Raw genomic sequence first — 23,363 nt, forward strand, 5'->3', positions numbered from 1 at the left:
GAGATATTGAGCAACTCTAATATCTCCCTGTTCTCCACAAATTATAACACACCCCCACCAAAAAGTATAGCCGCAAATCAGAACATTTGTTCTTTTTTTGCGACTATCTCTTCTGCGCCGGCCTTTCCCTTTTGCCGGCGCTTATGTATTTATTCATGATTCGTTGTCACAAGGCGTTGGTCCCCCTCTTTGCCGCCCCAGCACCCGGCCCAGGGTTCCCAGGAGCCTGGGGATATCGACGGGCTTTGCCACATGGGCATCCATACCGGCATCAAACGCCATCTGGACGTCCTCTGAAAAGGCGTTGGCAGTCATTGCGATGATCGGGATGGAAGCCGCATCCTTCCGTTTGAGGCTTCGGATGGCGCGTGATGCCTCGTAACCGTTCATCACCGGCATCTGGATATCCATCAGCACGGCGTCAAAGGTCCCCGGCCCTTCTGCCTGGAATAGCTCCACCGCCTGCTTTCCGTCCGTCACCACAACCGAATCGGCGCCGTGCATCTTCAGCAGCTCGCAGAGTATTTCCGAATTGATGGAATTGTCCTCCACCACAAGAAAGTGCCGGCCTTCGATCACATTTTCATCATAACCCCCCGTCCCGGCTGTCCGGCCTGGCTGAGCTGCCTGAGCAGCCAGCCGGACCTGCTCCGACATCTCCACAGACAGGTTCCGGGCGTCGTCCTCAAAGGCCGCCTCAAATTCCAGTCTCACCCGGAAGGTTGTCCCCTGTCCAGGCGCGCTCTCCACCGCGATCTCCCCCTCCATCAGATCCACAAGTCCTCTGGTTATGCTGAGACCCAGACCGGTCCCCTCCACATGTGCAGCCTTGCTGCTGCGGGTAAACGGCTCATAGACGTGCTCTAAAAAATCCGCCGACATCCCAATGCCCGTATCGCGTATGGTGAAACAGTAGCACACAACTCCTTCTTTTCCGTCAGGAGAAAGCTCTTCCGCCCAAAATTCTACGTTTCCGCCCGGAGGAGTGAACTTGACCGCATTGCCCAGGATATTGATCAGGATCTGGTTGACGCGCAGGGCATCCCCATAAAACCAGGGATGGCTGATGTTCTTCACGCCGCCCCTGAACTGCAGTCCGGCTTCCCCCGCCTGAGGCGCCATCATGGCTGACAGCTGGTCCACCAGTTCCGGGAGACTGACCAGCTCCCGGTTCAGGGTGATCTTGGCCCGTTCAATCTTACTCATGTCCAGTATATCGTTGATCAGGTTCAGCAGATGCCTGGAGGAATAGGTGATTTTCTGCAGACAGTCCTCCAGCCGTTCGGGATCATTGCGTTTTGCCTGGGCCAGCGAGGTCATCCCTATGATGGCATTCATGGGCGTACGGATATCATGGCTCATGGAGGATAAGAAACTGCTCTTTGCCTGACTGGCCTCCTCTGCCCGGTTCAGCGCCTCTCTAAGCGCCTCCTTCGTCTGGCGTTCTGCAGCCAGCATATCCGTCACATCAGCCCTCACCATACAGATCGTCCTGTGCATCTCGTCTCCCCACAGCACATTGACCTGTTTATACCGCAGTCCGTCCGCAGCCTGGTAAGGCGCCACAAAATCATAACCGGCCGGCTTCTCCTCCAGACGCTCCAGCATGGTTTCCAGAAGGAACTGCTTTTGTGTCTCCTCCCCTTCTCCTGCCAGCACATACGGCTCCGACAGACGTTTCACAGAAACATCCCCGTACTTTTCCACTGTAAACGGCGGCAGGTTCTCCAATACGACCTGGCGTGTGTACAGCATAAGGCTTCCCGTATCTATGTTGATAAATGCAAGCAGGTCGAAGGTATACGCGACCACATTGAGCAGACCCTGCTGTTCTCTCACAGATTCAGTAATATCCGTCCTCACAAGGCAGACCCGTCCAATCCGCAGATCAACCGCCGAAACCGTCATATTTTTCGTGCGGATATTCCCGTGTTCATCTGCCACGGAAAAGGAGAACGTATAAGAGCTGGTCTCTGCCAGCCTCCGGCGCACTTCTGCCGGATCAAGGGCTTTTATGTATTTCTCCCTGTCCTTGGGTAAGATCGCATTCTCGATCATGAACTCCATCTGTCCGGAGTAACTGTTTCCCTTTGGCAGGAAATCAATATTTGTATTCCCCGCCAGGATGTGGAAGCTGTCCTGATCCAAGTCCACATCGATCACAAAATCATAGCTGGAGATCGTGAGCTGATGCAGGATCCTGTCGGCGATCAGCTCTTTTGTAATATCCGTAACGGTCAGTATTCCGGTGATATCTCCTGTATCCGGCTCCTTTACCAGGTTCATCTTAAACTGCACATAACGTCCCCGCCTGTCCCTGGACATCTTAACAAAGCAGTTCTGGACGACTTCCGTGTCTCCCCGTTCAAAGGCTGCAAGAGTCGGCGCGTTCAGATACGTTTCCAAAAAGGCCTTCTTCTCGCTCTCCTCCACAATAAAACCTGAAAGGCCAGTAAAAAACTGTTCCCGCCTCATGCCAAAGGTCTGCAGCAGATGAGCTCCGGTCTGGTCATTGATCTCCTGGATCAGATTCTTTGTGACATTACAATGGCCCAGGATCAGAACATCCGGCCCCGGCGTCTTATAGTGCTGTATGATCAGTTCTTTATACCGGCGGCGCAGCTCCGTCTGTTCTTCCCGCTCCCTTGTGACGTCATGGTAATTTGCATAGATCCTGCTCTCCCCATCGGCGCTGTGTATGACGGAAAGGGTATTTCTGACCCACAGATAATCTCCGCGCCCCTTTCTGATCCTGTATATGATCTCGCCATGGCTGCTTCCGCCTGCCAGGAAATCCGAAAGATACCGCTCCACTAAAGCAGTATCCTCCGGATGAACGCCTGCCAAAACATCCTGCCTGTAAAGCTCCCAGGCTTCCTCCCGCGTCATGCCGGTCATTTTCATAAAACCTTCCGACAAAAATTCCAGCTGCATGCTCCCGTCCTGTTTGCAGCACACCACGGCGGCGCCGCCGGGCAGATTTTTGACCAGCGTCTCAAAATATTGCTCCAGACGCTCCTTCTCTCTGCGGAGCTTCACTTCCTCCGTTACATCCTGAATATATTTCACATAGGCCGGGATACCGTTCCAGTTTGTTTCCCTAAAGCTGGTACTGTAAAACTCTCCGGTCCCCTTCATGTTCATTTCATGGGGCCTGCCGTCCGCCTCGTGAGTCTTCAGCGTACAAAATTCACAGGGTTCCTCTTTTCCATGCAGGGCCTTGTAGCATTTCTGGCCCACACAGCCTGAGGAATTCTGGAACAGGTCCTTTGCCTCATTCACATAGAGCAGGTCATAATTCTCCTTGTCGATCACATAGATCCCATCCGCCATCTCATTGGCGATCCCCTGAAAGAGCAGGGCTTCCGCGGACATCCCGGTAAATACCGCATAAAACCTCATGGTTTCCGTAAGCGGCCCCATCCGCCTGCCATTCAAATGAACCCAGATCAGGCTCCCGTTCTTATGCCGCATCCTGTAGGAGATGTCCAGGGTGTCTCCGCTCTCCACAGCCGCCCTTGCCGCTGTCATTACACGGTCTACATCCGCCTCATATATGACGTCCAACGCATCTGCCTTCACCAGCTCTGCAAATTCCTCCCGGGTATGCCCTGAGAGAGCAAGCACACCGTCGGAATAAAATGTGGGGATGAACTTACCGCCCTCTATCCGGTAACTGGCTATCCCTCCCGGAATGGAATTGACCAGATGATCCAGTTCCAGCCGGGCCTCTTTCGAAGCAGTTATATTATGGAATACACAGTGGAGCAGCGGGCAGCCGCCCTCTTCCCCCAGCCATTTTACCTGTGCACGGACCCAGACGATCTCTCCGTTCCGGTGCTGCTTGCGGAATTCAAAGGTGGAAACACCACGGCCTTCGACCACCTCTTTCGCCTTCTCAGCCACCATCTTTCTGTCTTCCCAATAGACCAATCCCACTGCATCCCGCCTGGCCAGTTCCCGGTACTCCTCCACGGAATATCCGGTAAGCTCCGGCACCCCATCGGAAAAATACTGGGTCTCAAACATATCCGTGACCTTATAGATCGCAACGCCGCCCGGGATGGCATTGATGATATCCTGCATCTTGCTAAAGGTTTCCTTAAGCTCCCGGCTGAGCGCCTTTGTCCTCTCCTCCTCCGCATAGTTTTCTGTGATATCAGAGATATACTCGATATGCGCCTCCCTGCCGTCCCAGTCGATCAGCTTGCCGCTCAGACGGTAAATACGCCCGTTTGTGGGATGACGGAAATCACGGTCAAACAGCTCCGTCCGGTTCATCCGGTCTGCCCTGCAGAACAGGCAGGGCCTGTCAAAGCCTGCCGCCTCGTAACAGGTAATTCCCTGGCTGTAGGGCACAGAGAAGAACAACTCCTGCGCCAGTCTGTTGACATAAAGCAGCTCCCAGCTGTCAGCCGCACAGACATAAACAGCTACGGGAGCATTATCCAGTACAGCGGCAGTCTGGCTGGCTGAGATTGCAGAAAGCGGTCTTTGCTCTGTCATTTCCGTTTCCCTCCTTCTAAAAATAACTCACTATGTCTAATCTATCACGTTTTGCACATTTCAACAACCGGATATCTTGTATTTTATCCCGGTTCTGGTATAATTGGCTGAAACCTGCCGCAAACCTGATATGCAGCGGCGGCAGATAAGGAGGAGCCAATGGAACCATATTACTACGAGCAGATGACAAAACCACAGCAGGCTGTCTACAGGGCCATGAAAAACGGATTAAAGAACCTGGAGCCGTCTTTTTGGGTCCCTCTGTCTGACGGCAGGGAGCTGTCCGATATTTTCTTCCGCCTGCGGCTGGATTGCCCCGAGATCTTCTATGCCAGTGGATTCCGTTACCGGTTCTTTCCTGACGGCACAAACGCGGAGCTGATCCCGGAATACCTCTTTGACAAGAGTAAAATCCAGGAACAGCAAAAGATCATGGAGGCACGAATCAGCAAACTGGCCCGTCCGGCCCTGCACCTTGACGAAAAGGAAAAAGAATTGTATATCCATGATTTTATCTGCGGCAATGTCCGCTATGACAAACTGAAAAAAGCCTACTCTCATGAGATCATCGGCCCGCTGGGGCAGGGAGTAGGCGTCTGCGAGGGGATCGCAAAGACAGTCAAGGTCCTTTGCGACAGGCTGGGGATCTGGTGCATCATCGCCGTTTCCGAAGCTAATCCCCAAAAGAAGATCAAATACCGTCATGCGTGGAATGTGATCCGGACTGGCGGTGCTTACTACCACCTGGATGCAACCTTCGACAACAGTCTTGGCTGTGACAATGAGATCCGGTATGACTATTTCAACCTGGATGACGGGCGTTTTTTCCGGGATCATGAGCCGGTCATATACAAAATCCCCGCCTGCACTGACGGGGAGCACTCCTACTATCGGGAGAAAAAACTGTCTTTCACAAAACAGGAAGAGGTGGCAAAACGTGCGCTCCAGGCCGCAAAGAAGGGGCGCATGTTCACGTTCCACTGGCGCGGCGGTCATCTGACCAGGGAGTCGCTGGAGGAACTTCTGGCGCTGCTTAAACAGGCTGCCATTCAAAAAGAAAAACATGTCCTGGTGCGTTTAAACTGGCCTCAGGCGGTACTCTCCGCCTCTTTTGTAAAGGATTTGCCTTTTGATGAGTGTACCGTGCAGGAAGCCAATGAAGGAGAGCGCACAGGACAGGCGGAGGAATCGCCGGGATCTGCTATTCCGGGTTCTGTCCCCCGATCCGATGCTGCACCGTCCGGTACGCCGCCGTGCTGACCAGGACTGCCACCAGAAACCCCACAAGCACATCGGTCGGGTAGTGGACCCCAAGATAAAGGCGCGAGAAGGCGATCATCGCCGCCAGTACCAGCGCAGAGATCCCATAGCAGCGGGGAAGCATTCTAAAGTAAATGAAGGCTGCCGCAAACGAAGCGCAGGTGTGTCCCGAAGGAAAGGAAGAATCCACCGGCCGGGGGATCAGCGGTATGATTGCCGCCACGGTCTCATAGGGCCTGGTTCTGTCCACCAGGTTTTTCAGGGTCAGATTGGTGATCAGGACTCCTAACAGCAGGGAACAAAGTGCAGTCAATCCCACCCTGCGGGTCTTTTTAAATAAAAACAACAAAACCGACGTCAGGATCCAGAACCAGCCCACATTTCCCAGGGAAGTGACCGCTCTCCAGAAACCATTTAAGGCTTCTGTCCTCATATGTTCCTGTATAAATAATAATATGGCTGTGTCCATATTCTGGATCCATTCTATCAGCATAAGCATTCTCCTTACCAGTCTCTGTCCATCCGTCCTTGCCGGACTTTACACCATAGTATAAATGCTGTCCTGTTTTTCCACAAGTATCCTTTGGAAAATTCAGGTTTGTTAAATTCAGTTCGAAAAATTCGCCCCGGCGGACGTTGCATTTTCCATGATTCTGTTATATGATTTTAAGATACGACGCAGCTGTGAGGGTACCACACGGCTGCGATACGACAACAGGGAGGGAATGTTCCATGATTTACAGTTTTAATAATGATTACAGTGAAGGCGCCCATCCGCGCATCCTTCAGGCGATGATGGAAACCAATTTAGTTCAGAACAACGGATACAGCCTGGATGTGCACAGCGACCGCGCGAAGGAGCTGATCAGGAAAGAGATCCGCCGGGAGGATGCAGACATCCATATGATCGTAGGCGGCACCCAGACCAATCTCCTTGGCATCAGCTGTGCCCTTCGTCCGCACCAGGCAGTGATCTGCGCGGAGACCGGGCATATCAATGTCCATGAGACCGGAGCGATCGAGGCTACCGGGCATAAGGTCCTCGGACAGCCCACACCGGACGGCAAGCTGACTGTGGATGATATCAAAAAGGCGCTTGACTGGCACACGGACGAGCACATGGTACAGCCCAAAATGGTCTATATCTCCAACTCCACCGAGGTAGGCACCCAGTATTCCAAAGCCGAGTTAGAGACGCTCTCTGCTTTCTGTAAGCAGCAGGGACTCTACCTGTTCTTAGACGGCGCGCGTATGGGCGCGGCGCTGACCAGCCGGGTCAATGACTTAACCCTGGCGGATATCGCGCGCCTCACCGATCTATTCTACATCGGCGGCACGAAGAACGGCGCGCTGTTCGGCGAGGCGCTCATCATCAGCCACCCGGACTTGAAGCCTGATTTCCGCTATCTGATCAAACAGAAGGGCGCAATGCTGGCAAAGGGCTGGCTCCTTGGCATCCAGTTTGAAGAGCTGTTCCAGAACAATCTGTTCTATGATATGGCCTCCCACGCCAACGAGATGGCCGACCAGCTCCGCAGAGGGCTTTCAGAGTGCGGCTATCCGTTCCACTGGGATTCCACCACAAACCAGCTGTTCCCGGTGCTTCCAAACGATAAGCTGGAAAAGCTGGCAGTGGACTTTCTGTTTTCCAAACAGGCAGTTATCGACGAAGACCACACCTGCATCCGTCTCGTGACCTCCTGGGCCACCAGGCAGGAGGGCGTGGACGCATTTCTGGATGCACTGAAAAAACTGTAACACCAGTGATCAAAACCTGACAGGCGGTGTGCCGCTCTTTTCTTGATAAGCGGCATACCGGATCTGTTTTCCCTGCCCCTTACTGTTCATCTCCTGACCCGCGAAAACGTGTGATCGCTGCCTCCACTGCAGCTTCCTCTACCTTCGTACTGTATTCCAGGGACAGGATCCTTTTGCGGTCCGAGATCACAAAGAGATCCCGTTCATTGCTGTCCCATTCCTCCATATACATCATATAACCGCTCTCTACCTGATATCGGTAATGTTCCACGGTCACCCCATCTTCCCCCACATGTTTTGACTTCGTGACTTCCCAGACATTGCCGCGGTCGATCGGGTACCTGCGCTTTGACCCTGCTATGATGGCCGGGACAGGGCTTTTATAATAGGTCATGGTCAGATGGCTCTCCTGCCCATCTTCATCCTGGCGCACTCCAGTTTCCGTCTGATAAAAAGCAAGAAAGGTCTCCTCGCTCTCCCTGTGCCATTCTTCTGTCACCTCATAGCCAAGCTCCTCAAAGGTCACCGGAAACGGTTCCTTTCTCACATAAGCTTCCGGTTCTCCCCCGCCTCCGTCTGGCAGGAAACGCTCCATCACCCCCGTTACCAGTGTGAACATCAGAAAAATAATGATAAAAGATCCCACAGCATATCCAGTGGCAGCCTCTCTCCTGTCCCCTGAACCATGCTCCTGGACCCAGGTGAGGACCGCAACTGCGATCAGGACTGCAAGGATCGATGCCCCCAGAAAGATCACTGCCGTCAAAGCAGATATCCCGGAACTCCAGAATATCGATATGATCAGGACAATCGCCGCCAGCGACCAAAGGCCGTTCCGAAGCTTCACTCTCTGCAGGGTCGGCACAGGCACAGGCCGCCCCTGCTCCAGGCAGCGCCTCGCCCTCTTATACCAGAACCATATGTACAGCATTCCCGCCGGAAATATCACCGCCAGCACAAGATGCACGATCATGCTGCGCAGTGTCAGAGGCGACGCAAGGTATCTTCCCGGATCTTTCAAAGCGGAAAGCTCCGAAAGTAAAAACAGGCCCGACAAAGCCAGGACCGCCGCCCATTTGCCCAGGGAGAGGGAATTCCCCTCCTGTGTTGTGAGCTGCAAAAACGGGTCTGTCTCCAGGGGCAGGGGGTTCACTTTCTCACTGTAAAACACCTGCCACAGCGTTCCCCCGTACTGAAGCTTCCACCCTGCCTCCTGGCAGAACTCCCGGAACTGGACCGCCTCCTCCCGGTACGGGCTGTCGAAACCGGAGCTGTCCGGCAGGACCGCCACGGAAAAGGTAAGACGGCGCGGCTCCCCGCGCTCAAAACAGAGAACGCTGTTACTGTAAATCTTCTTTAAGTACCAGCCCTTCCCGGCCATCTCTTCCAAATATTCTGCAAATGCCGCTGTCTCATACTCACGGAACAGCATGAGACGGATCGTTCTCCTCACCTTCATGTCATCACCCTCCTGTCTCTTTCAGATATCTGCTGCCTTCCTCCACCAGCCGGTTCAGCCGCCGGAACTCCTCCTTAAGCATCTCCCTGCCGCGGGGCGTCACCTGATAGTACCGTTTCCTCTTTTCCCGGGCAGTCTCCCGTATCATGCCCTCTGACTCAAACTTCGCCAGCAGTGTATAAAGGGTACCCGGTCCGATCTCCAGCCGTCCGCCGGATATCTCCGACACCTTCTGAGAGGTATCCACGCCGCAACGGGGCTCCAAAAGAGCCAGCAGGATATAGTACATCTGCTCTGTCAGGCTCTGATACGGTTCTCTCGCCATCGTCAACAACTCCTTTTCCTGATTGCGGCAGCCACTGCCCCCATGCCTCTTCCACCCAAATATCAATATTCGATATTTCTAATTTAAGTATACGGAAAAGGCCCGGGAAATACAAGAAGGGAACCATTACAGTTCCCTTACATTTTTCTGACCGTTTTTCCGATGCGGCCTCTGTTACTTGATATATCCCAGCAGCCCCGGCAGCCACAGGGACAGCCCCGGCACGTAGGTCACAAACATCAGCACCGCAAAGATCGCTGCAAAATACCAAAGAAGCGGCCCGACCACTTTCTCGATGCTGGTCTTTCCCACCTTCACGCCCACAAACAGCGTAGTGCCTACAGGCGGCGTGATCGTGCCGATACACAGGTTAAAGATCATCATAATACCGAAATGCACCATGTGCATCCCAAGCTTCTGGCAGACCGGCAGAAAGATCGGCGTAAAGATCAGCGTTGCCGGGGTCATGTCCATAAAGGTCCCCACCACCAACAGGATCACATTGATGATCAGAAAGATCACGATCCGGCTGTCGCTGATGCCGAGCAGCGTATTCGCCACCAGGCCGGGAATTCCGGTAAATGCCATGACCCAGGACATGATGCTGGAAACCCCGATCAGGAATATAATGATCCCGGTCATTTCCGCGCTGTCCAGAAAGATCCCCGGCAGTTCTTTAAAACGGATCGTCTTATAGAAAAACAGCGACAGGATCAGCGTATACACCACTGCGACCACAGATCCTTCTGTGGCGGTGAAGATCCCCCCAATGATCCCTCCGATGACCACCACGATCAAAAACAGGCTCGGCACCGCATCCAGCACCACCTTCCACCGCTCTGACCGCTCAAAGGCGCGTGTACTCAAATAGCCTTTCTTTTTCGCAAAGAAAAAAATGACTGCCATACAGGCAAGTCCCCAGAGGATGCCCGGCACATAACCCGCCATGAAAAGAGCCGCCACTGAGGTCCCTCCGCTGACCAGGGAGTATGTGATCATCACATTGCTGGGCGGGATCAAAAGGCCTGTGGGTGCGGTCGCAATATTTGCCGCAGCCGAGAACTCCCGGTCGTAGCCCTCCTCCTCCTCGATCGGCCCGATGATGGACCCCATGGCAGACGCCGCAGCCGTGCCGGACCCGGAAATGGAGCCAAACAACATATTGGCCACCGCATTGGTATGGGCCAGCGCCCCCGGGATCCGCCCGGTCGCCAGTTTTGCCAGATTGATCAGACGGACTGCGATGCCGCCCCGGTTCATGATATTTCCCGCCAGGATAAAAAACGGGATTGCCAGCAGGCTGAACACAGAGATCCCGGAGAAGATCCGCTGTGCGCCTGTGACCACCGCTGCCCCCCGGTCCAGGATCGGCAGGATAGCCAGGATCGAAGATACCCCCAATGATATGGCGATCGGAACTCCCGCCAGCAGCATGACAAGAAGCACTGCAAAGATGATCAGGCCCGACAATAATGCAATATCCATACGCTTACGCCTCCTTTTCTGAAAAATCATCCGTAAAATTTGCCGCCAGCGTATCCATGGCATTCACCAGACTGAAAAACATAATAAGAAAGCCCGTTACCGGCAGGACCACATATACATAACCCATGGGTATCTGCAGAGATGCGGTCACCTGGGTCATGGTCAGCTTCGTGATCTCCACACCGCCATATGCCATTACCACCGCGGCAAATGCAAAGGAAAACACCTCGCCCAAAAGCTCCAGGAACTTCCGCGCGCCTCCATGAAACTTATTCGCTAAAAATGCCATCCTCATATGCTCCCGCCTGCCAAATACATAAGCGGAGGACAAAAGCGCCATCCAGGCAAAGGAATAGGTCAGAAGCTCCTCCGACACGGTGCTGGGGCTGTTGAACACATACCTGGAAACGATCTGCCAGGTGCCCACCACAGTCATAACTGCAAAGAGGAAAATGGCTGCTGCTCCAAGTATGCGCATCAGACCGTCCCGGACCTTATGAAGTACATTCATTGCTCCACCTCCGTTCCCTGTTCATTTGCTCTCTGTGCCTGCTCATAGATCAGGAGGATTTTTGGATTCTCCCTGATCATTTCATTCTGGAGGGCCTTTACCTTCTTCTGAAAGCTCTCCACATCCACGTCAATAAACGTCACGCCCATATCCTCCGATGCCGTCTTCTTTGCCGCTTCCACAGACTTTTCCCATTCTGTAAGTTCCACCTCCGTAGAAAGCACCGCCGCATCCTTAAATATCTGCAGCTCCTCCTCACTCAATCCCTGCAGGAATTTTAAGTTTCCGATCAGCATATCCGGAACCATCTGGTGCATGTCATAGCTGAAATATTTTGCCACCTCGCCGTGTTTGTTGTTGGTCAGCGCCAGCTCATTGTTCTCCGCCCCATCGATGACCCCCTGCTGGATCGCAGTATACACCTCGCCAAACCCCATGGGAGAAGCCGCCGCGCCAAATGCCCTGACCATGGCCACGCTTGCCGGACTCTGCTGCACGCGGATCTTCATTCCCTTTAAATCCTCCGGGGAGCGGATCGGTTTTTTAGCGTAAAAATTCCGTGTCCCCGCATCGTACCAGGTCAGCACCCGCAGACCCGACTCATCCGTAGACTCATAGACCTTCTCCATGTACTTCCTGTCATTCATAAAATCCTGGTATATTTGCTCAGAACGGAACAGATAAGGCATACTGAATATCTCGTAGGTTTTATCAAACGTCTCCAGGTTCGCCGTCCCCGCCACCACAAAATCGATGGCTCCCGTCTGGGTCAGCTCGATCGCCTTCTGGGCAGAGCCTAACAGCTCGTTGGGATATATCTGGATCTCGTATCTGTCTCCCAGCCGTTCCTCCACATATTCCTTGAATGCCAGCAGCCCGATATGTTCCGGATGCTCCTCCGACTGTCCGTGGGCGATCCGCACGATCCGTTTTCCGGTCACCGCAGTACTGCAGCCTGTCATGGCAGACGCCGCCAGACATGCCGCACACAGAAATGCAATCTGCCGTTTTATTCCCGGACCCTTAAATATTCTCTGAATCTCCATGTCTCTCCTCCTTTACATTTTCCTGTTTAGTATGCCACGGAGATACATTTTTTATGAACAAACAAAAGAAAGCCTGTTTCTGAGTAGAACAAAAACAGGGAAACCGTACAATCCGCAGACTGTACGATTTCCCCATGTTCCAGGCTTTTTAGTTTAAACTAGATCAGGATATACTTCAGGATAAACACCCCTGCCAGCACATAGAGCAGCAGGCTCATCTTCTTCTCCTGTGCTTTCCCGGCAATTAAGTTCATCACCACATAGGAGATGATCCCCATGGCAATGCCTTCTGAAATGCTGTACATAAACGGCATGGCAATGATCGCAATGTAAGCGGGAATTGCCTCCGTATAATCGGAAAAATCAATCTTCGTAACCGAAGTCATCATCAAAAATCCAACCACGATCAATGCGGGCGCCGTTGCAAAGGACGGGATCGCCAGGAAGATCGGTGACAGGAACAAAGACAGTCCAAACAGAATCGCCGCCACAACAGAGGTCAGGCCGGTCCTCCCGCCTTCCGCAACACCGGATGCGCTCTCCACGAATGTGGTCGTCGTGGAAGTACCCAGGACAGCGCCCACAGAGGTTCCGACTGCGTCTGCCATAAGCGCGCCGCGGATGCGGGGAAGCTTGCCGTCCTTATCCAGCATGTCCGCCTTGGATGCAACACCGATCAGCGTCCCAAGAGTATCAAACATATCCACAAACAGGAATGCAAACATCACTACCAGGAAATCCATGGTCAGTAGGAAGGTAAAATCCATCTTCATAAAGGTCGGCATCAGGCTCGGAACGGAGATCCCTTTGGAGAAATCCGGCAGCAGGCTGTAAAATCCGGCTTCCGGATTGATCTGGTACAGTCCGGTGACCTGGCAGATGATCCCCAGCGCCCAGGTGATCAGGATACCCCAAAGGATATTCCCCCGCACGCCCTTTACCAGCAGGATGCCCGTGACCAGGATCCCCACAAGCGCCAGCACTACCGTGATCCCCTCGCTGTGGAACATCCCGTTGGCAACAGAGGTTTTAAAGGAATATACGGAAACCAGGGTTGCGCTGTCCACCACGATCTTGGCGTTCTGCAGGCCGATAAATGCGATAAACAGGCCGATACCCGCAGAGACCGCATATTTTAAATTCACAGGGATCGCATTAAAGATGGCTTCCCGGACATTGGTCAGGGACAGAACGATAAAAATGATGCCTTCCACAAATACCGCTGCCAGCGCCATCTGCCAGGTGTATCCCATCTGCAGGACCACCGTGTAGGCAAAGTAAGCGTTCAGGCCCATACCGGGCGCGAGGACGAACGGATAATTGGAAAACACCGCCATCATCAGCGTCGCGATCAGGGATGCCAGCGCCGTCGCTGTGAACACTGCGCCGCTGTCCATACCTGTTTTCCCCAGAATATCGGGATTGACCGCCAGGATGTATGCCATGGTCATAAATGTTGTGATACCGGCCATGACCTCCGTCTTGACATCCGTGTGGTTCTGTTTCAAGTGAAAAATCTTTTCCAAGCTCATATCTTTCCCTCTTTTCCTAAAAGTAAAAACTTAAAAGTAAAATCGATTTCATTCTATCATCTTTCTTATGATTTTTCCATACAATATTCCTTTTATTTATCATTTTGCAGATATCTTGTGACAGTTCCAGGCAGCGGGAACTATTACCCTATCTTCTCACCTTCTCCGGCATGTCCCCCGCTACCGCCGCACACAGGATAAGAACCGCCCCGGCCATCTGTGCAGTTCCCATGCGCTCATTTAAAAACAGGGCGGACAAAAGGATCGCCGTAACCGGGTCAATGTAGCTGAACAGAGCCACCGTCTGCGCTCGCAGCGCCTTCATGGAGCCAAAGTACATCGCATACCCGATCCCGGTGTGCACCACCCCCACGATGACCAGCAAAAGCCCCACCACCGGCGTCAGGCGAATGGCAGAGATGTCTTCCGTGAACCAGGTGTAAGGAAGCAGTACCACACCGGCAGCGGCAAGCTGCACCACGGTCTTGTCAATGGCAGGAATATCCCTGATCTTTTTGTTCAGGATCATGATCGCCGCATACAGGGCCGCCGCCCCCAGTCCAAGAAGGATCCCCTTCCACTCCGAACTCCCCACTCCCTCTGTGACGTCTGACCCAGCCACTCCGGAGACCAGCACCATACCTGCCAGCGCAGCCGCCACGCAGACCAGCTTTTTTCCAGTAAGCTTCTCTTTCAAAAAAACGGGTGAGACTAAAATGACCAGGACCGGCGCCGTATAGTAACACAGGGTAGCCACCGCCACCGAGGTATACTGGTATGCCTCAAACAGCAGGATCCAGTTGAATCCGATCAGTACCCCCGAAACCAGGAGCGCGGGAAGATTCGCCGTCACAGCTTTCACCGAAGGCCGCGAACCTTTTACAGCCATTAAAAACAGCAAAAACAACGTCCCCAGGACCGCCCGGGCAAGCGCGATCACGCTGGAGGACAGAGGGATCTGCCTCCTGAATATGCCAATCGTTCCAAACATAAGCATGGATCCTACGAGCATCCATTTTGAATTTCTCACACTGTTTTCCATAATTTTATGACTCCTGAGTATATGATTTCTTCTGCAAAATAAAACAAGAGAGCGATGTTCTCACTCTCCTGCTCTTTTCCATCTGATACACACTTCCGTGTGGACAACGCTCCGCCTACAGTACTTAAATACTAACATGTCCTGTATAAAAATGTCAATCACCATTTGAATTTTCCTGATCTGCGGCTCCCATTTCCTCACCGGTTCCCATATCCTGCCGGATAGACAATCTTCTGATTAGAATATTCAAACGGCCACACAGTCTTATACTCGCCGTCCTGGATCTGGGCGATGGCCACGGAAGCATAGATATTGTTGTTGTAGTGCCGTACCCCGTCAAATTCATGGTCCTCGAATTTGATCCTGTCATACGGCAGGATGATCTCCGGGCCGTCAGGGAAGTTCCCCTGGATATCAAGACCTGACAGCACATCCTTCACCGCCTCGCCGTCATCCGTCCCGGCCTCTTCAAATGCTGTCTTGAAGGTCCAGACGGCAGTATAGGATTCTGCTGAATGACCGTTCATATCTACGCCAAATATCTCCTTAAACCGCCTGTTTATCTCCTGTCCTTTTGTCATATCCGGATTCCATTCCACCACAGAAGTGACGCCGCCTGCCATGCCCCTGGTGGCAGGGATAAAACTGGGGTCTGCAAATCCGTTTGCCTTGGCGATGAGGATCGGCGGGTGGTAGTCCTGTTCATGCATGGTCCTCATGAGCAGGCTGGCGTCGGAGACATAGCTCTCTGCCAAAACCGCATCCGCTCCTGCCTTTTTCAGTTCCAGGATCTCATCTGTCAGATCCGCCGCCCCCTGTCTGTACTGGATCTCTTTTACGATCTCCATCCCATACTGTGGGGCATACAGCCTTGCACACCGGATCGCCTCCTGCCCGATCATGCTGTTATCCGCAAACACCGCAATGGTCTTTACTTCTTTTCCGGTCTGCTCCGCCTGCTCCCGCATGTACATGAACATATTTTCCAGATACAGGGAGTTCATGGGACACAGGCGGAAAAAATACTCATTGTGGTGGGTGGAAATGCTGTCTACCGTAGAGATCGCCGTGATCATGGGAATCTTATATTCCTCACACACCTGGGAAACGATCTCCGTCAGGGTACTCTGATGGCAGCCCACGATGGCGTGTACCTTCTCCTGTATGATCAGACGCTCCGCTACGGACCGGGCCACATTCTCGTCCCCCTGCGTATCCCCCCGGACAATCTCAATGGGACGTCCATCCACACCGCCCGAAGCGTTGATATCCTCCGCTGCAAAATCAATTCCACGCAAAATATTCGTCCCGATGGCTGCATTATTGCCGCTCAACGCATAGATCGCGCCGATTCGGATCGGTTCACCGGTCAACTCCTGTCTTTCCTCTGGCTGTTCGGCATATTTTGTCCCGCGGTCAGCACGGGCCGATTCCGTTTTCGTTTCCGATCCGGGGATGCTTACTTTCCCTGCCGCACAGCCCGCCGTGAAACATGCAGACATGATACAGGCAAGGATCAATGCCGCCATTCTGTTCCAATTGATAGGGTTCTTCATCTTTATCTCCCCTGTTTTTCACTTCCTACTTAAGCAGTATACAAAAAACCATATTGAAAATCCACCCTTTTACACGCTTTCCCATCATACCAGTCCAAATACCCGGAAATCAGCCTGCCGCAAACGCAGCAGGCTGTCATGTTCCTGGCAGTTAAATTTTCTTTTTAAATTACTGTAACGGAGCCGGATAAGCAATCTTGGTATCCGTAAAGCTGAACGGCCATACGGTCTTCCATTCGCCGTCCTGGATCTGGGCGATCGCTACCGATGCGGCGGTGTTGTCCCTGTAATGGGTCTCACCGGCCAGATCATAGTTTTCAAATTTGATCTGGTCATACGGCAGGATGATCTTGCGTCCGCCCGGGAACTCGCCCTGGATGTCCAGCTCGGCAAGGGCGTTCTTCACAGCCTCGCCATCGGTGCTGCCGGCGGCCTCGATGGCGGTCTTGAACAGCCATACTACAGTATAGGACTCTGCGGAGTGACCGTTCATGTCAACACCGTACTCAGCCTTGAACTCTTTGTTGATCTCAACGCCATTTACCAGATCCGGGTTGAACTCAACAACGGAAGCAACGCCGTTGGAGATCGCGCCTAAGTTGGTGATAAAGGACGGATCGGTAAAGCCGTTTGCCTTTGCTACGATCATCTTCGGGCTGTAGTTCTGCTCCTTTAAGGTCTGGATAAACAGGGTAGCGTCGCCGATATAGGAATCACACAGGATCGCATCCGGATCAGCCTGCTTTAATGCAAGCACCTGGGCGCTCAAGTCAGTTGCATTGCTGGTGTAGTCGACAGTTGCAACCAGCTCAATGCCGTACTCGTCCTTGAACAGCTCCACGCAGCGGATCAGCTCCTGTCCGATGGCCGCTCTGTCAGTAAAGATCGCCACGGTCTTGATCTCCTCGCCGGTCTGCTCTGCGGAATCCTTCAGATACATCAGCATATTTTCCACATAGACAGAGTTTAACGGGCACAGACGGAAGAAATAGTCCATATCCTTGTGCTCCTCATTGGACAGCCTGTCCAGGGTAGAGATCGCGGTGATCATCGGAACGCCGTACTGCTGGCATACCTGAGCCACAACTTCAGTCACAACGGACATATGGCAGCCCATCATCACATCTACTTTCTCCTGGGAGATCAGGCGCTCCGCCTCAGATCTGCCGGTAGCGGCATCCCCTGCATGGTCGCCGCGGACGACCTCTAAGGGACGACCGTCAACGCCGCCTGCCGCATTGATCTCTGCCACTGCAAAGTCAATACCGCGCAGGATATTGGTGCCAATGGCGGCAGAACCGCCGGACATGGCATAGATCGTACCGATCTTGATCGGCTCGCCGGTCAGGTCAGCGCCGGCCTCCGCCGCTTTCGTATCAGCCTCTGCGGCTGCCTCCGCTGCCTTCGTAACGGCCTCAGTCACTGCTTCACTTCCTGCTGCCGCAGGCGCTGCAGTGGTCGCCGATGCTCCCGAACCTCCGGAACACCCTGCCAGCATGGACATGGCCATGGCTGCAACACACAATACAGAAGTAATTTTTTTCAATTTCATGATCTTCCTCCTTTTTTACTGTTCCGGAATCCCCGGAACTGTCTCTATTTCACACCAGACTGCCAGCGGTGTAAAAATCTTTTCCCAAATCGGTTTCTAAATGCCAAGGTATGCTTTCTTGACGTGTTCATTGGCCTGCAATTCAGCGGAAGTTCCTTCCAGGGCAATGCGGCCGTTCTCGATCACATATCCTCTATCCGCCGAGGCCAGGGCCTTGGTGATATCCTGCTCTACCAAAAGCACCGAGATGCCGTCGTTTTTCGCCAGGGTGGACGCCACATTCAGGATATCGTCCACGATATTCGGCGCCAGTCCCAGGGACGGCTCATCCAGGATCAAAAGCTTCGGCTCGCCGATCAGCGCCCGCGCCACGGCCACCATCTGCTGCTCGCCGCCGGATAAGGTGCCCGCGGCCTGTTTGGCCCTCTCCTCCAGCTTTGGAAACCATCCGTAAGCTTTCTTTAAATTCGCCTGGAAATGGGCCTTTGTCTCCTTATTGAACGCGCCCATCTGCAGATTCTCCAAAACAGTCATCTCCGTGAAGAGCTGACGTCCCTCCGGCACCTGCACAATACCGCTGTTTAAGATCACCCTGGAATTTTTCTTCGCCAGGTCCTCCCCGTTAAACAGGATCGTTCCGGAGGAGGGTTTTAACATTCCCGTGACCGCCCGCACCATGGTAGTCTTGCCTGCGCCGTTGGACCCCAGGATCGCTACGATCTCCCCATCTTCCAGTGTAAATCCGATGTCCCACAGGATATTGACGGAGCCATACCCTGCATTCAATCCTTCGACCTTAAGCATGTGCATCCTCCTTCTTCATACCCAGATATACTTCCATTACATAGGGATCATTCATCACCTGCTCCGGCGTGCCTTCCGCGATCTTCTCGCCGTGATGGAGCACGATCACTTCTTCACACAGGCTGACTACCGCCTGCATGATATGCTCGATCAAAAAGATCGTCACGCCGGATTCATTGATCTTACGGATCAGCCGGATGGCCTCCTCCGTTTCAGCCGGGTTAAGGCCTGCCATGTTCTCGTCTAAAAACAGCATTTCCGGCCTGGTAGCTAAAGCTCTTGCCATCTCCAGCCGCTTCTGGTCAGGCGTTCCCATGTCCTTGGAGAGCACATGGCGCTTCTCATAGAGGCCGGTGAACTGCAGCACCTCCATGGCCCGCTCCCTTGCCTCCTTCACACTCTTCGCTCCGGCATGGCCGAAATAGGAAGACGCCACCACATTATCCAGCACACTTAAGTTCTTAAGCGGCTTCATGATCTGGAAGGTCCTGGCGATCTTCATATTGGTGTACTCAAAGGCTTTCTTGTCGGTAATGTCCTTCCCCTTATAGAAGATCCGGCCCTCCGTGGGAGGATAATACCCGCAGATCATATTAAAGGTGGTGGACTTTCCCGCGCCGTTCGGCCCGATCATGCCCGTGATGCCGCCCTCTCTAATGGAAAAGGAAACGTCCTTCACGGCTGTCAGTCCTTTAAAACGCTTGGTAATATTCTGTACTTCAATAATCGGAGATTCCGCCATCTCTACGCCTCCTTCCTCTCATATTCCATCAACTCCACTTCCTCCAATATTTCCTGGGAAGGTTTCTTTAAGATCTTTTCATCGATAAACTGTTTCGTCTTGCTGTGCATATACCAGCCAAGAACGCCGGACGGGCGGAACCGGATGACCGCCAGCAGCACCACCGCGTACATCAGCATGTTAATGCCCGGCAGCACGGCGCTGAAATTAGCTCTCAAATACTCGGAAAGCGGGATCATGATCAGACCGCCCACGATCGGGCCTTCCACAAAGGCCGCGCCGCCCACGACCGCCGGGAGCACCGACTCGGTGGACTTGGCCTGGATCATCAGCTCCGGATCAATATAGCGGATATAGCTGGCATAGAAGAAGCCCACCAGCCCCGCCACCATAGCCGAGATCACAACCGCCATGATCTTATATTTGGTTGGATTGATCCCAATGGCCGCAGCCGCGTCCTCATCCTCACGGATGGTCTTTAAGGCAAATCCCATTTTGGACCGGTCGATCTTTTTCAGGACCAGGTAGATACCCACCATCATGATCAGTCCCACGTAGTAATAAGGCACCTTGCTTCCGAACCGGAAGTTCAGCCAGGAATCCTGACCGAAGGGCAGGCCCACGCCGCTGGCCCTTCCGAAGAACTCCGAGTTGATGATCAACTGACGGATGGATTCACCAAAGGCAATGGAGACCAGGGTGAAATACGGTCCCCGCAGAATAAAACAGGGATAAAACACAATACCCGCGACCAGTCCCACCACCACCATGCCGAAGATCGCAGCCAGCCATGGGTTGGCCCCGGTCTTTACCACCAGCAGGCAGCAGGCATAGGCGCCCAGGCCCATATAGGCCGCATGGCCAAGGGAGTTCTGCCCCGTCATGCCGCCCAACAGGTTCCATGCCATGGACAGGGTGGACATATAAAAGGTCAGAACGAAAATATTTAACATGTACGGCGATTTCACCATGGTGGGAATCAGGATGAACGCCAGCAGAATCAGGCCGATCAGGATGGCAAGATTCCGATGGTAAATGCGTACCGCTTTCTTACTATCCATATTATTTCCTCCTCGCTATCACGGTCTGGCGTACAACCAGGATCACGATAAATGTCATAAATACGATCAGGTCGCTGTAGGACGGACTGATAAACAGCGCGCTCATGGTCTCCAAAAGCCCCAAAAAGATTCCCGCCAGAAACGCTCCCGGAATGGATCCAAGTCCACCCACAACCACCACAATCAGCGCCCGGAATCCGAAGCTGGCCCCCGCCGTCGGGAAGATCGTGTAAAACTGGGTCAGCAGCGCCCCCGCGGTACCCGCAAGCGCAACGCCCAGACCGTAAGTCAGAAGATAGATCTTCTTTACATCGATGCCCACCACCTCAGCGCCTACCGGGTTCTGGGATACGGCGCGGATCTGCTTGCCTATGGTGGTATACTTTAAGAACGCGAAAAGCGCGATCGTGACCACGATCAACACACCAAAGCTGATCATCCTGGGCAGGGATATGGTCACCGGCCCCAGCGGTATGTAGGTCTGGGAATAAGCGGTGCGGATCGAGCGGTACTCCGAACCGAAGATCACCAGCGCTCCGTTAGAAAGCAAAAGTCCCAACCCCACTGTCAGAAATAAAAGGTTCGTGAAGCTCTTGGTCCCCAGGGACGGCGTGATCAGCGTATGCTGGATCCCCGCGCCCAGGAAAAACATAACGGCCGCCACCAACGGAACCGCCAGATAGGGATCGATCCCGAAAAAGGTGTAGAGTATGAACGTTAAGTACATACCCACCATCAGCATCTCTCCATGGCAGAAGTTTACAATTTTCATAACGCCAAAAATAATGTTTTGCCCCATGCCCATCAGGGAGTAAAAGCCTCCCATCAGAAGTCCATTGACACAAGCCTGCAAAAACATGTCCATGAACGTAATCCTCCTCTCTCAAATTCTTGTATTTGATATAACGCTGCCATGGTCACTAAATTCGACCTTCGCCTACGGCTCGCTCTCATTAAGTGTCCAGGCATATATTCACACTAACCTCGCCCTGCGCCTTACGGCTTGGCCTCGCTAAGTGTTCATATGATACCATGGACCTAGTTTAGCATAAAAAAAATAGCACTAACTTGCGAGATGCTGCACATTTTCATTTCTGTTCCGGAAATATTCTAAATTGTGTAGCATTATTTTGCTGCAAATTTGTGCTATTGTGGTTTAGTTTGCTTGGGAGTTGCTATTTAGGGAACTTTTTACTCTTATTTCAACAAAAAAGTCCCCTAAAAAATAGACACAACATATTTACGACAACTTTCACAAAACAAAAAAATCGACAAATAAATAGCAAAAACAAGTACCATAACTCAATCAAAAATGATATAATTATTTCTACAAGGATTAGCTGGTTTAATAAAGTACCGCCAAGAAGGAAATCAGATTTTTTCTAAAAGCAACTTATGTCCAAAGCATTAACCGTCATTATTGTTATAGCCATCTTAATTATTGCCGCTATCGGGTTTAAAAAATTCAACACATCTGAAAGCAAAACCACAAAAATAGGATTTGAAGACATAAAAGCCGGCTTTAATTTTGAGGTTATTGAATGGAGCATTGTCGGACTTAAAGCAGAATGCTGAAAATAATGCCATAGCAAATGTCTATGATATGAATGAGTATGAAATGAAATTTATCCATAATATAGGAGAAGAAATTGCCCAATAACATGGCAGATGTGGCGAAGAGGTAACGCGGTGGCGGGTTCGAGATTGTGCATATTCAATGGGGTATCTGCGACGATTTCGTGGGTTCGATTCCCAGCATCTGCCCGGATTTGCATAGCGATAAATTCCCTCATTTGAGAAGCCAAACAAAACATCCATTTCTAAAAGGAGATGCCTATATTTCTTTAACGGATATTGCAAAATACAAAAATCCGGATAATGCCTTTATTGTAGTCGCAAACTGGATGCGTAATCATTCTACCATTTCTTTTTTGGGTTTATGGGAACAGATTCACAATCCGAATTTTAAACCTATCGAATTCGATAGGTTTAAAACAGCGTCTGGCGATAATGCATTTACATTGACACCGCAGCAATGGATACAGGCGACGGATGCAATAGGTATTGTGTCCAAATCAGGAAGATATGGAGGAACGTATGCTCATACAGATATTGCATTTGAATTTGCATCCTGGATTTCTCCCGAATTTAAACTCTATATTATTAAAGATTATCAAAGATTAAAAAAGGATGAAGCAGGCAGACTCGCGATTGGATGGGATGCCAAAAGAGAACTTTCAAAAATAAACTATCGTATTCATACAGACGCCGTAAAAGAATTTCTGATAACGCCTACATTATCTCCTCAGGAAATGGCTTATACATACGCATCAGAAGCCGACATTCTTAATATGGCATTATTTGGAAAAACAGCAGCACAGTGGAGAAATGAAACAGGGACAAGTGGGAAATCGCCTAATATTAGAGATTTTGCCTCGGCAGAAGAATTAGTCGTACTCATCAATCTGGAAGATACGAACGCTGATCTGATACGGCAAAAGATTCCTAAAATTGAACGGTTGAAAATATTGAGAGAGAAAGCATATCGGCAGCTTGAACTTCTAAAAAAGAATCAGGGAATTATTAGCTCATTGAGGAAAAATCTTATTGAAGAAACTGATAACGCAGGGAAAATCGAGCGCAAAGATAAATAACCGCTATATCAGCCATTTATCTCTGCGCGGCTGCTCGAGAGGGTGCACAAGCTCCCTCTTTATGTCCTCC

19 protein-coding genes and 1 tRNA gene are annotated in these 23,363 nt (G+C 52.0%); 5 read left to right on the plus strand and 15 right to left on the minus strand.

The annotated features are described in order from the left end of the window. Positions 1 to 153: 153 nt before the first annotated feature. Positions 154 to 4,506 (minus strand): PAS domain-containing protein, encoded by a 4,353-nt coding sequence (locus tag AB1I67_RS19465; RefSeq protein ID WP_367031792.1) that lies wholly within the window; start codon positions 4,504 to 4,506, stop codon positions 154 to 156. A gap of 159 nt (positions 4,507 to 4,665) precedes the next feature. Between AB1I67_RS19465 and AB1I67_RS19470 the strand changes: the two genes are divergently transcribed. After that, on the plus strand, positions 4,666 to 5,766 hold the full coding sequence (locus tag AB1I67_RS19470) for a transglutaminase domain-containing protein (RefSeq protein WP_367031793.1): 1,101 nt from the start codon (positions 4,666 to 4,668) through the stop codon (positions 5,764 to 5,766). On the opposite strand, the gene AB1I67_RS19475 is transcribed toward AB1I67_RS19470, so the two are convergent. Beyond that, positions 5,708 to 6,259 carry a phosphatase PAP2 family protein gene (locus tag AB1I67_RS19475; RefSeq protein ID WP_367031794.1) on the minus strand — a complete coding sequence of 184 codons (552 nt, stop codon included), beginning with the start codon at positions 6,257 to 6,259 and terminating at the stop codon, positions 5,708 to 5,710. The two genes, AB1I67_RS19470 and AB1I67_RS19475, sit on opposite strands and share 59 nt — an antisense overlap. A 242-nt stretch (positions 6,260 to 6,501) precedes the next feature. Here AB1I67_RS19475 and AB1I67_RS19480 point away from each other — a divergent pair, with 242 nt between their 5' ends. Continuing rightward, positions 6,502 to 7,524: an aminotransferase class I/II-fold pyridoxal phosphate-dependent enzyme gene (locus AB1I67_RS19480; RefSeq protein ID WP_367032669.1), complete on the plus strand. Its 1,023-nt coding sequence runs from the start codon at positions 6,502 to 6,504 to the stop codon at positions 7,522 to 7,524. Between the two features lie 79 nt (positions 7,525 to 7,603). Here the strand turns inward: AB1I67_RS19480 and AB1I67_RS19485 are convergent, their stop codons facing one another. The 13 genes from AB1I67_RS19485 to AB1I67_RS19545 form a co-directional block, all read right to left on the minus strand. Next, positions 7,604 to 8,983 carry a DUF2812 domain-containing protein gene (locus AB1I67_RS19485; protein ID WP_367031795.1) on the minus strand — a complete coding sequence of 460 codons (1,380 nt, stop codon included), beginning with the start codon at positions 8,981 to 8,983 and terminating at the stop codon, positions 7,604 to 7,606. Between the two features lie 4 nt (positions 8,984 to 8,987). Next, a complete protein-coding gene (locus AB1I67_RS19490; protein WP_367031796.1) occupies positions 8,988 to 9,308 on the minus strand; it encodes a helix-turn-helix transcriptional regulator in 321 nt (106 codons plus the stop codon). A gap of 174 nt (positions 9,309 to 9,482) precedes the next feature. After that, a complete protein-coding gene (locus tag AB1I67_RS19495; protein ID WP_367031797.1) occupies positions 9,483 to 10,793 on the minus strand; it encodes a TRAP transporter large permease in 1,311 nt (436 codons plus the stop codon). A 4-nt stretch (positions 10,794 to 10,797) separates the two neighbouring features. After that, positions 10,798 to 11,304 (minus strand): TRAP transporter small permease, encoded by a 507-nt coding sequence (locus tag AB1I67_RS19500; protein WP_367031798.1) that lies wholly within the window; start codon positions 11,302 to 11,304, stop codon positions 10,798 to 10,800. Beyond that, positions 11,301 to 12,350, minus strand: a complete 1,050-nt coding sequence (locus tag AB1I67_RS19505) for a TRAP transporter substrate-binding protein (protein WP_367031799.1) — start codon at positions 12,348 to 12,350, stop codon at positions 11,301 to 11,303. Before AB1I67_RS19505 ends, AB1I67_RS19500 begins: the two co-directional genes overlap by 4 nt. A gap of 158 nt (positions 12,351 to 12,508) precedes the next feature. Next, positions 12,509 to 13,882, minus strand: a complete 1,374-nt coding sequence (locus AB1I67_RS19510; protein ID WP_367031801.1) for an NCS2 family permease — start codon at positions 13,880 to 13,882, stop codon at positions 12,509 to 12,511. A 148-nt stretch (positions 13,883 to 14,030) separates the two neighbouring features. Continuing rightward, the gene (locus AB1I67_RS19515; protein WP_367031802.1) at positions 14,031 to 14,924 is read right to left on the minus strand and encodes an EamA family transporter; all 894 of its coding nucleotides are present in this window, start codon (positions 14,922 to 14,924) and stop codon (positions 14,031 to 14,033) included. Between the two features lie 197 nt (positions 14,925 to 15,121). Then, entirely contained in the window at positions 15,122 to 16,480 is a 1,359-nt protein-coding gene (locus AB1I67_RS19520; RefSeq protein WP_367031804.1) for an ABC transporter substrate-binding protein, read from the minus strand. Between the two features lie 169 nt (positions 16,481 to 16,649). Next, a complete protein-coding gene (locus AB1I67_RS19525; protein ID WP_367031805.1) occupies positions 16,650 to 18,032 on the minus strand; it encodes an ABC transporter substrate-binding protein in 1,383 nt (460 codons plus the stop codon). Between the two features lie 96 nt (positions 18,033 to 18,128). Then, positions 18,129 to 18,836 carry an ABC transporter ATP-binding protein gene (locus AB1I67_RS19530; protein ID WP_367031806.1) on the minus strand — a complete coding sequence of 236 codons (708 nt, stop codon included), beginning with the start codon at positions 18,834 to 18,836 and terminating at the stop codon, positions 18,129 to 18,131. Next, positions 18,829 to 19,578, minus strand: coding sequence for an ABC transporter ATP-binding protein (locus AB1I67_RS19535; RefSeq protein WP_367031808.1), 750 nt, complete (start codon positions 19,576 to 19,578; stop codon positions 18,829 to 18,831). The genes AB1I67_RS19530 and AB1I67_RS19535 overlap by 8 nt, the downstream gene beginning before the upstream one ends. A 2-nt stretch (positions 19,579 to 19,580) precedes the next feature. Continuing rightward, positions 19,581 to 20,639 carry a branched-chain amino acid ABC transporter permease gene (locus tag AB1I67_RS19540; RefSeq protein ID WP_367031809.1) on the minus strand — a complete coding sequence of 353 codons (1,059 nt, stop codon included), beginning with the start codon at positions 20,637 to 20,639 and terminating at the stop codon, positions 19,581 to 19,583. 1 nt (position 20,640) lies between these two features. Beyond that, entirely contained in the window at positions 20,641 to 21,504 is an 864-nt protein-coding gene (locus AB1I67_RS19545) for a branched-chain amino acid ABC transporter permease (protein WP_367031810.1), read from the minus strand. Positions 21,505 to 22,034: 530 nt separating this feature from the next. Here AB1I67_RS19545 and AB1I67_RS19550 point away from each other — a divergent pair. From AB1I67_RS19550 to AB1I67_RS19560, 3 genes are all read left to right on the plus strand, one after another. Further along, entirely contained in the window at positions 22,035 to 22,214 is a 180-nt protein-coding gene (locus tag AB1I67_RS19550) for a hypothetical protein (RefSeq protein ID WP_367031811.1), read from the plus strand. An 89-nt stretch (positions 22,215 to 22,303) separates the two neighbouring features. Further along, a tRNA-Ser gene (locus AB1I67_RS19555) sits at positions 22,304 to 22,403 on the plus strand. Beyond that, positions 22,379 to 23,293: a KilA-N domain-containing protein gene (locus tag AB1I67_RS19560; RefSeq protein ID WP_367031812.1), complete on the plus strand. Its 915-nt coding sequence runs from the start codon at positions 22,379 to 22,381 to the stop codon at positions 23,291 to 23,293. Before AB1I67_RS19555 ends, AB1I67_RS19560 begins: the two co-directional genes overlap by 25 nt. Positions 23,294 to 23,363: the final 70 nt, after the last annotated feature.

The sequence above is a fragment of the Clostridium sp. AN503 genome (assembly GCF_040719375.1).
In the GTDB taxonomy this organism is placed as follows: domain Bacteria; phylum Bacillota; class Clostridia; order Lachnospirales; family Lachnospiraceae; genus Brotaphodocola.

Coding starts and splice junctions, on each gene's coding strand:
- AB1I67_RS19520 (WP_367031804.1), bottom strand. CDS start 16,480: ATGAAGAACCCTATCAATTGGAACAGAATGGCGGCATTGATCCTTGCC.
- AB1I67_RS19485 (WP_367031795.1), bottom strand. CDS start 8,983: ATGAAGGTGAGGAGAACGATCCGTCTCATGCTGTTCCGTGAGTATGAG.
- AB1I67_RS19515 (WP_367031802.1), bottom strand. CDS start 14,924: ATGGAAAACAGTGTGAGAAATTCAAAATGGATGCTCGTAGGATCCATG.
- AB1I67_RS19545 (WP_367031810.1), bottom strand. CDS start 21,504: ATGGACATGTTTTTGCAGGCTTGTGTCAATGGACTTCTGATGGGAGGC.
- AB1I67_RS19490 (WP_367031796.1), bottom strand. CDS start 9,308: ATGGCGAGAGAACCGTATCAGAGCCTGACAGAGCAGATGTACTATATC.
- AB1I67_RS19550 (WP_367031811.1), top strand. CDS start 22,035: ATGTCCAAAGCATTAACCGTCATTATTGTTATAGCCATCTTAATTATT.
- AB1I67_RS19540 (WP_367031809.1), bottom strand. CDS start 20,639: ATGGATAGTAAGAAAGCGGTACGCATTTACCATCGGAATCTTGCCATC.
- AB1I67_RS19495 (WP_367031797.1), bottom strand. CDS start 10,793: ATGGATATTGCATTATTGTCGGGCCTGATCATCTTTGCAGTGCTTCTT.
- AB1I67_RS19530 (WP_367031806.1), bottom strand. CDS start 18,836: ATGCTTAAGGTCGAAGGATTGAATGCAGGGTATGGCTCCGTCAATATC.
- AB1I67_RS19470 (WP_367031793.1), top strand. CDS start 4,666: ATGGAACCATATTACTACGAGCAGATGACAAAACCACAGCAGGCTGTC.
- AB1I67_RS19465 (WP_367031792.1), bottom strand. CDS start 4,506: ATGACAGAGCAAAGACCGCTTTCTGCAATCTCAGCCAGCCAGACTGCC.
- AB1I67_RS19510 (WP_367031801.1), bottom strand. CDS start 13,882: ATGAGCTTGGAAAAGATTTTTCACTTGAAACAGAACCACACGGATGTC.
- AB1I67_RS19525 (WP_367031805.1), bottom strand. CDS start 18,032: ATGAAATTGAAAAAAATTACTTCTGTATTGTGTGTTGCAGCCATGGCC.
- AB1I67_RS19500 (WP_367031798.1), bottom strand. CDS start 11,304: ATGAATGTACTTCATAAGGTCCGGGACGGTCTGATGCGCATACTTGGA.
- AB1I67_RS19505 (WP_367031799.1), bottom strand. CDS start 12,350: ATGGAGATTCAGAGAATATTTAAGGGTCCGGGAATAAAACGGCAGATT.
- AB1I67_RS19535 (WP_367031808.1), bottom strand. CDS start 19,578: ATGGCGGAATCTCCGATTATTGAAGTACAGAATATTACCAAGCGTTTT.
- AB1I67_RS19475 (WP_367031794.1), bottom strand. CDS start 6,259: ATGCTGATAGAATGGATCCAGAATATGGACACAGCCATATTATTATTT.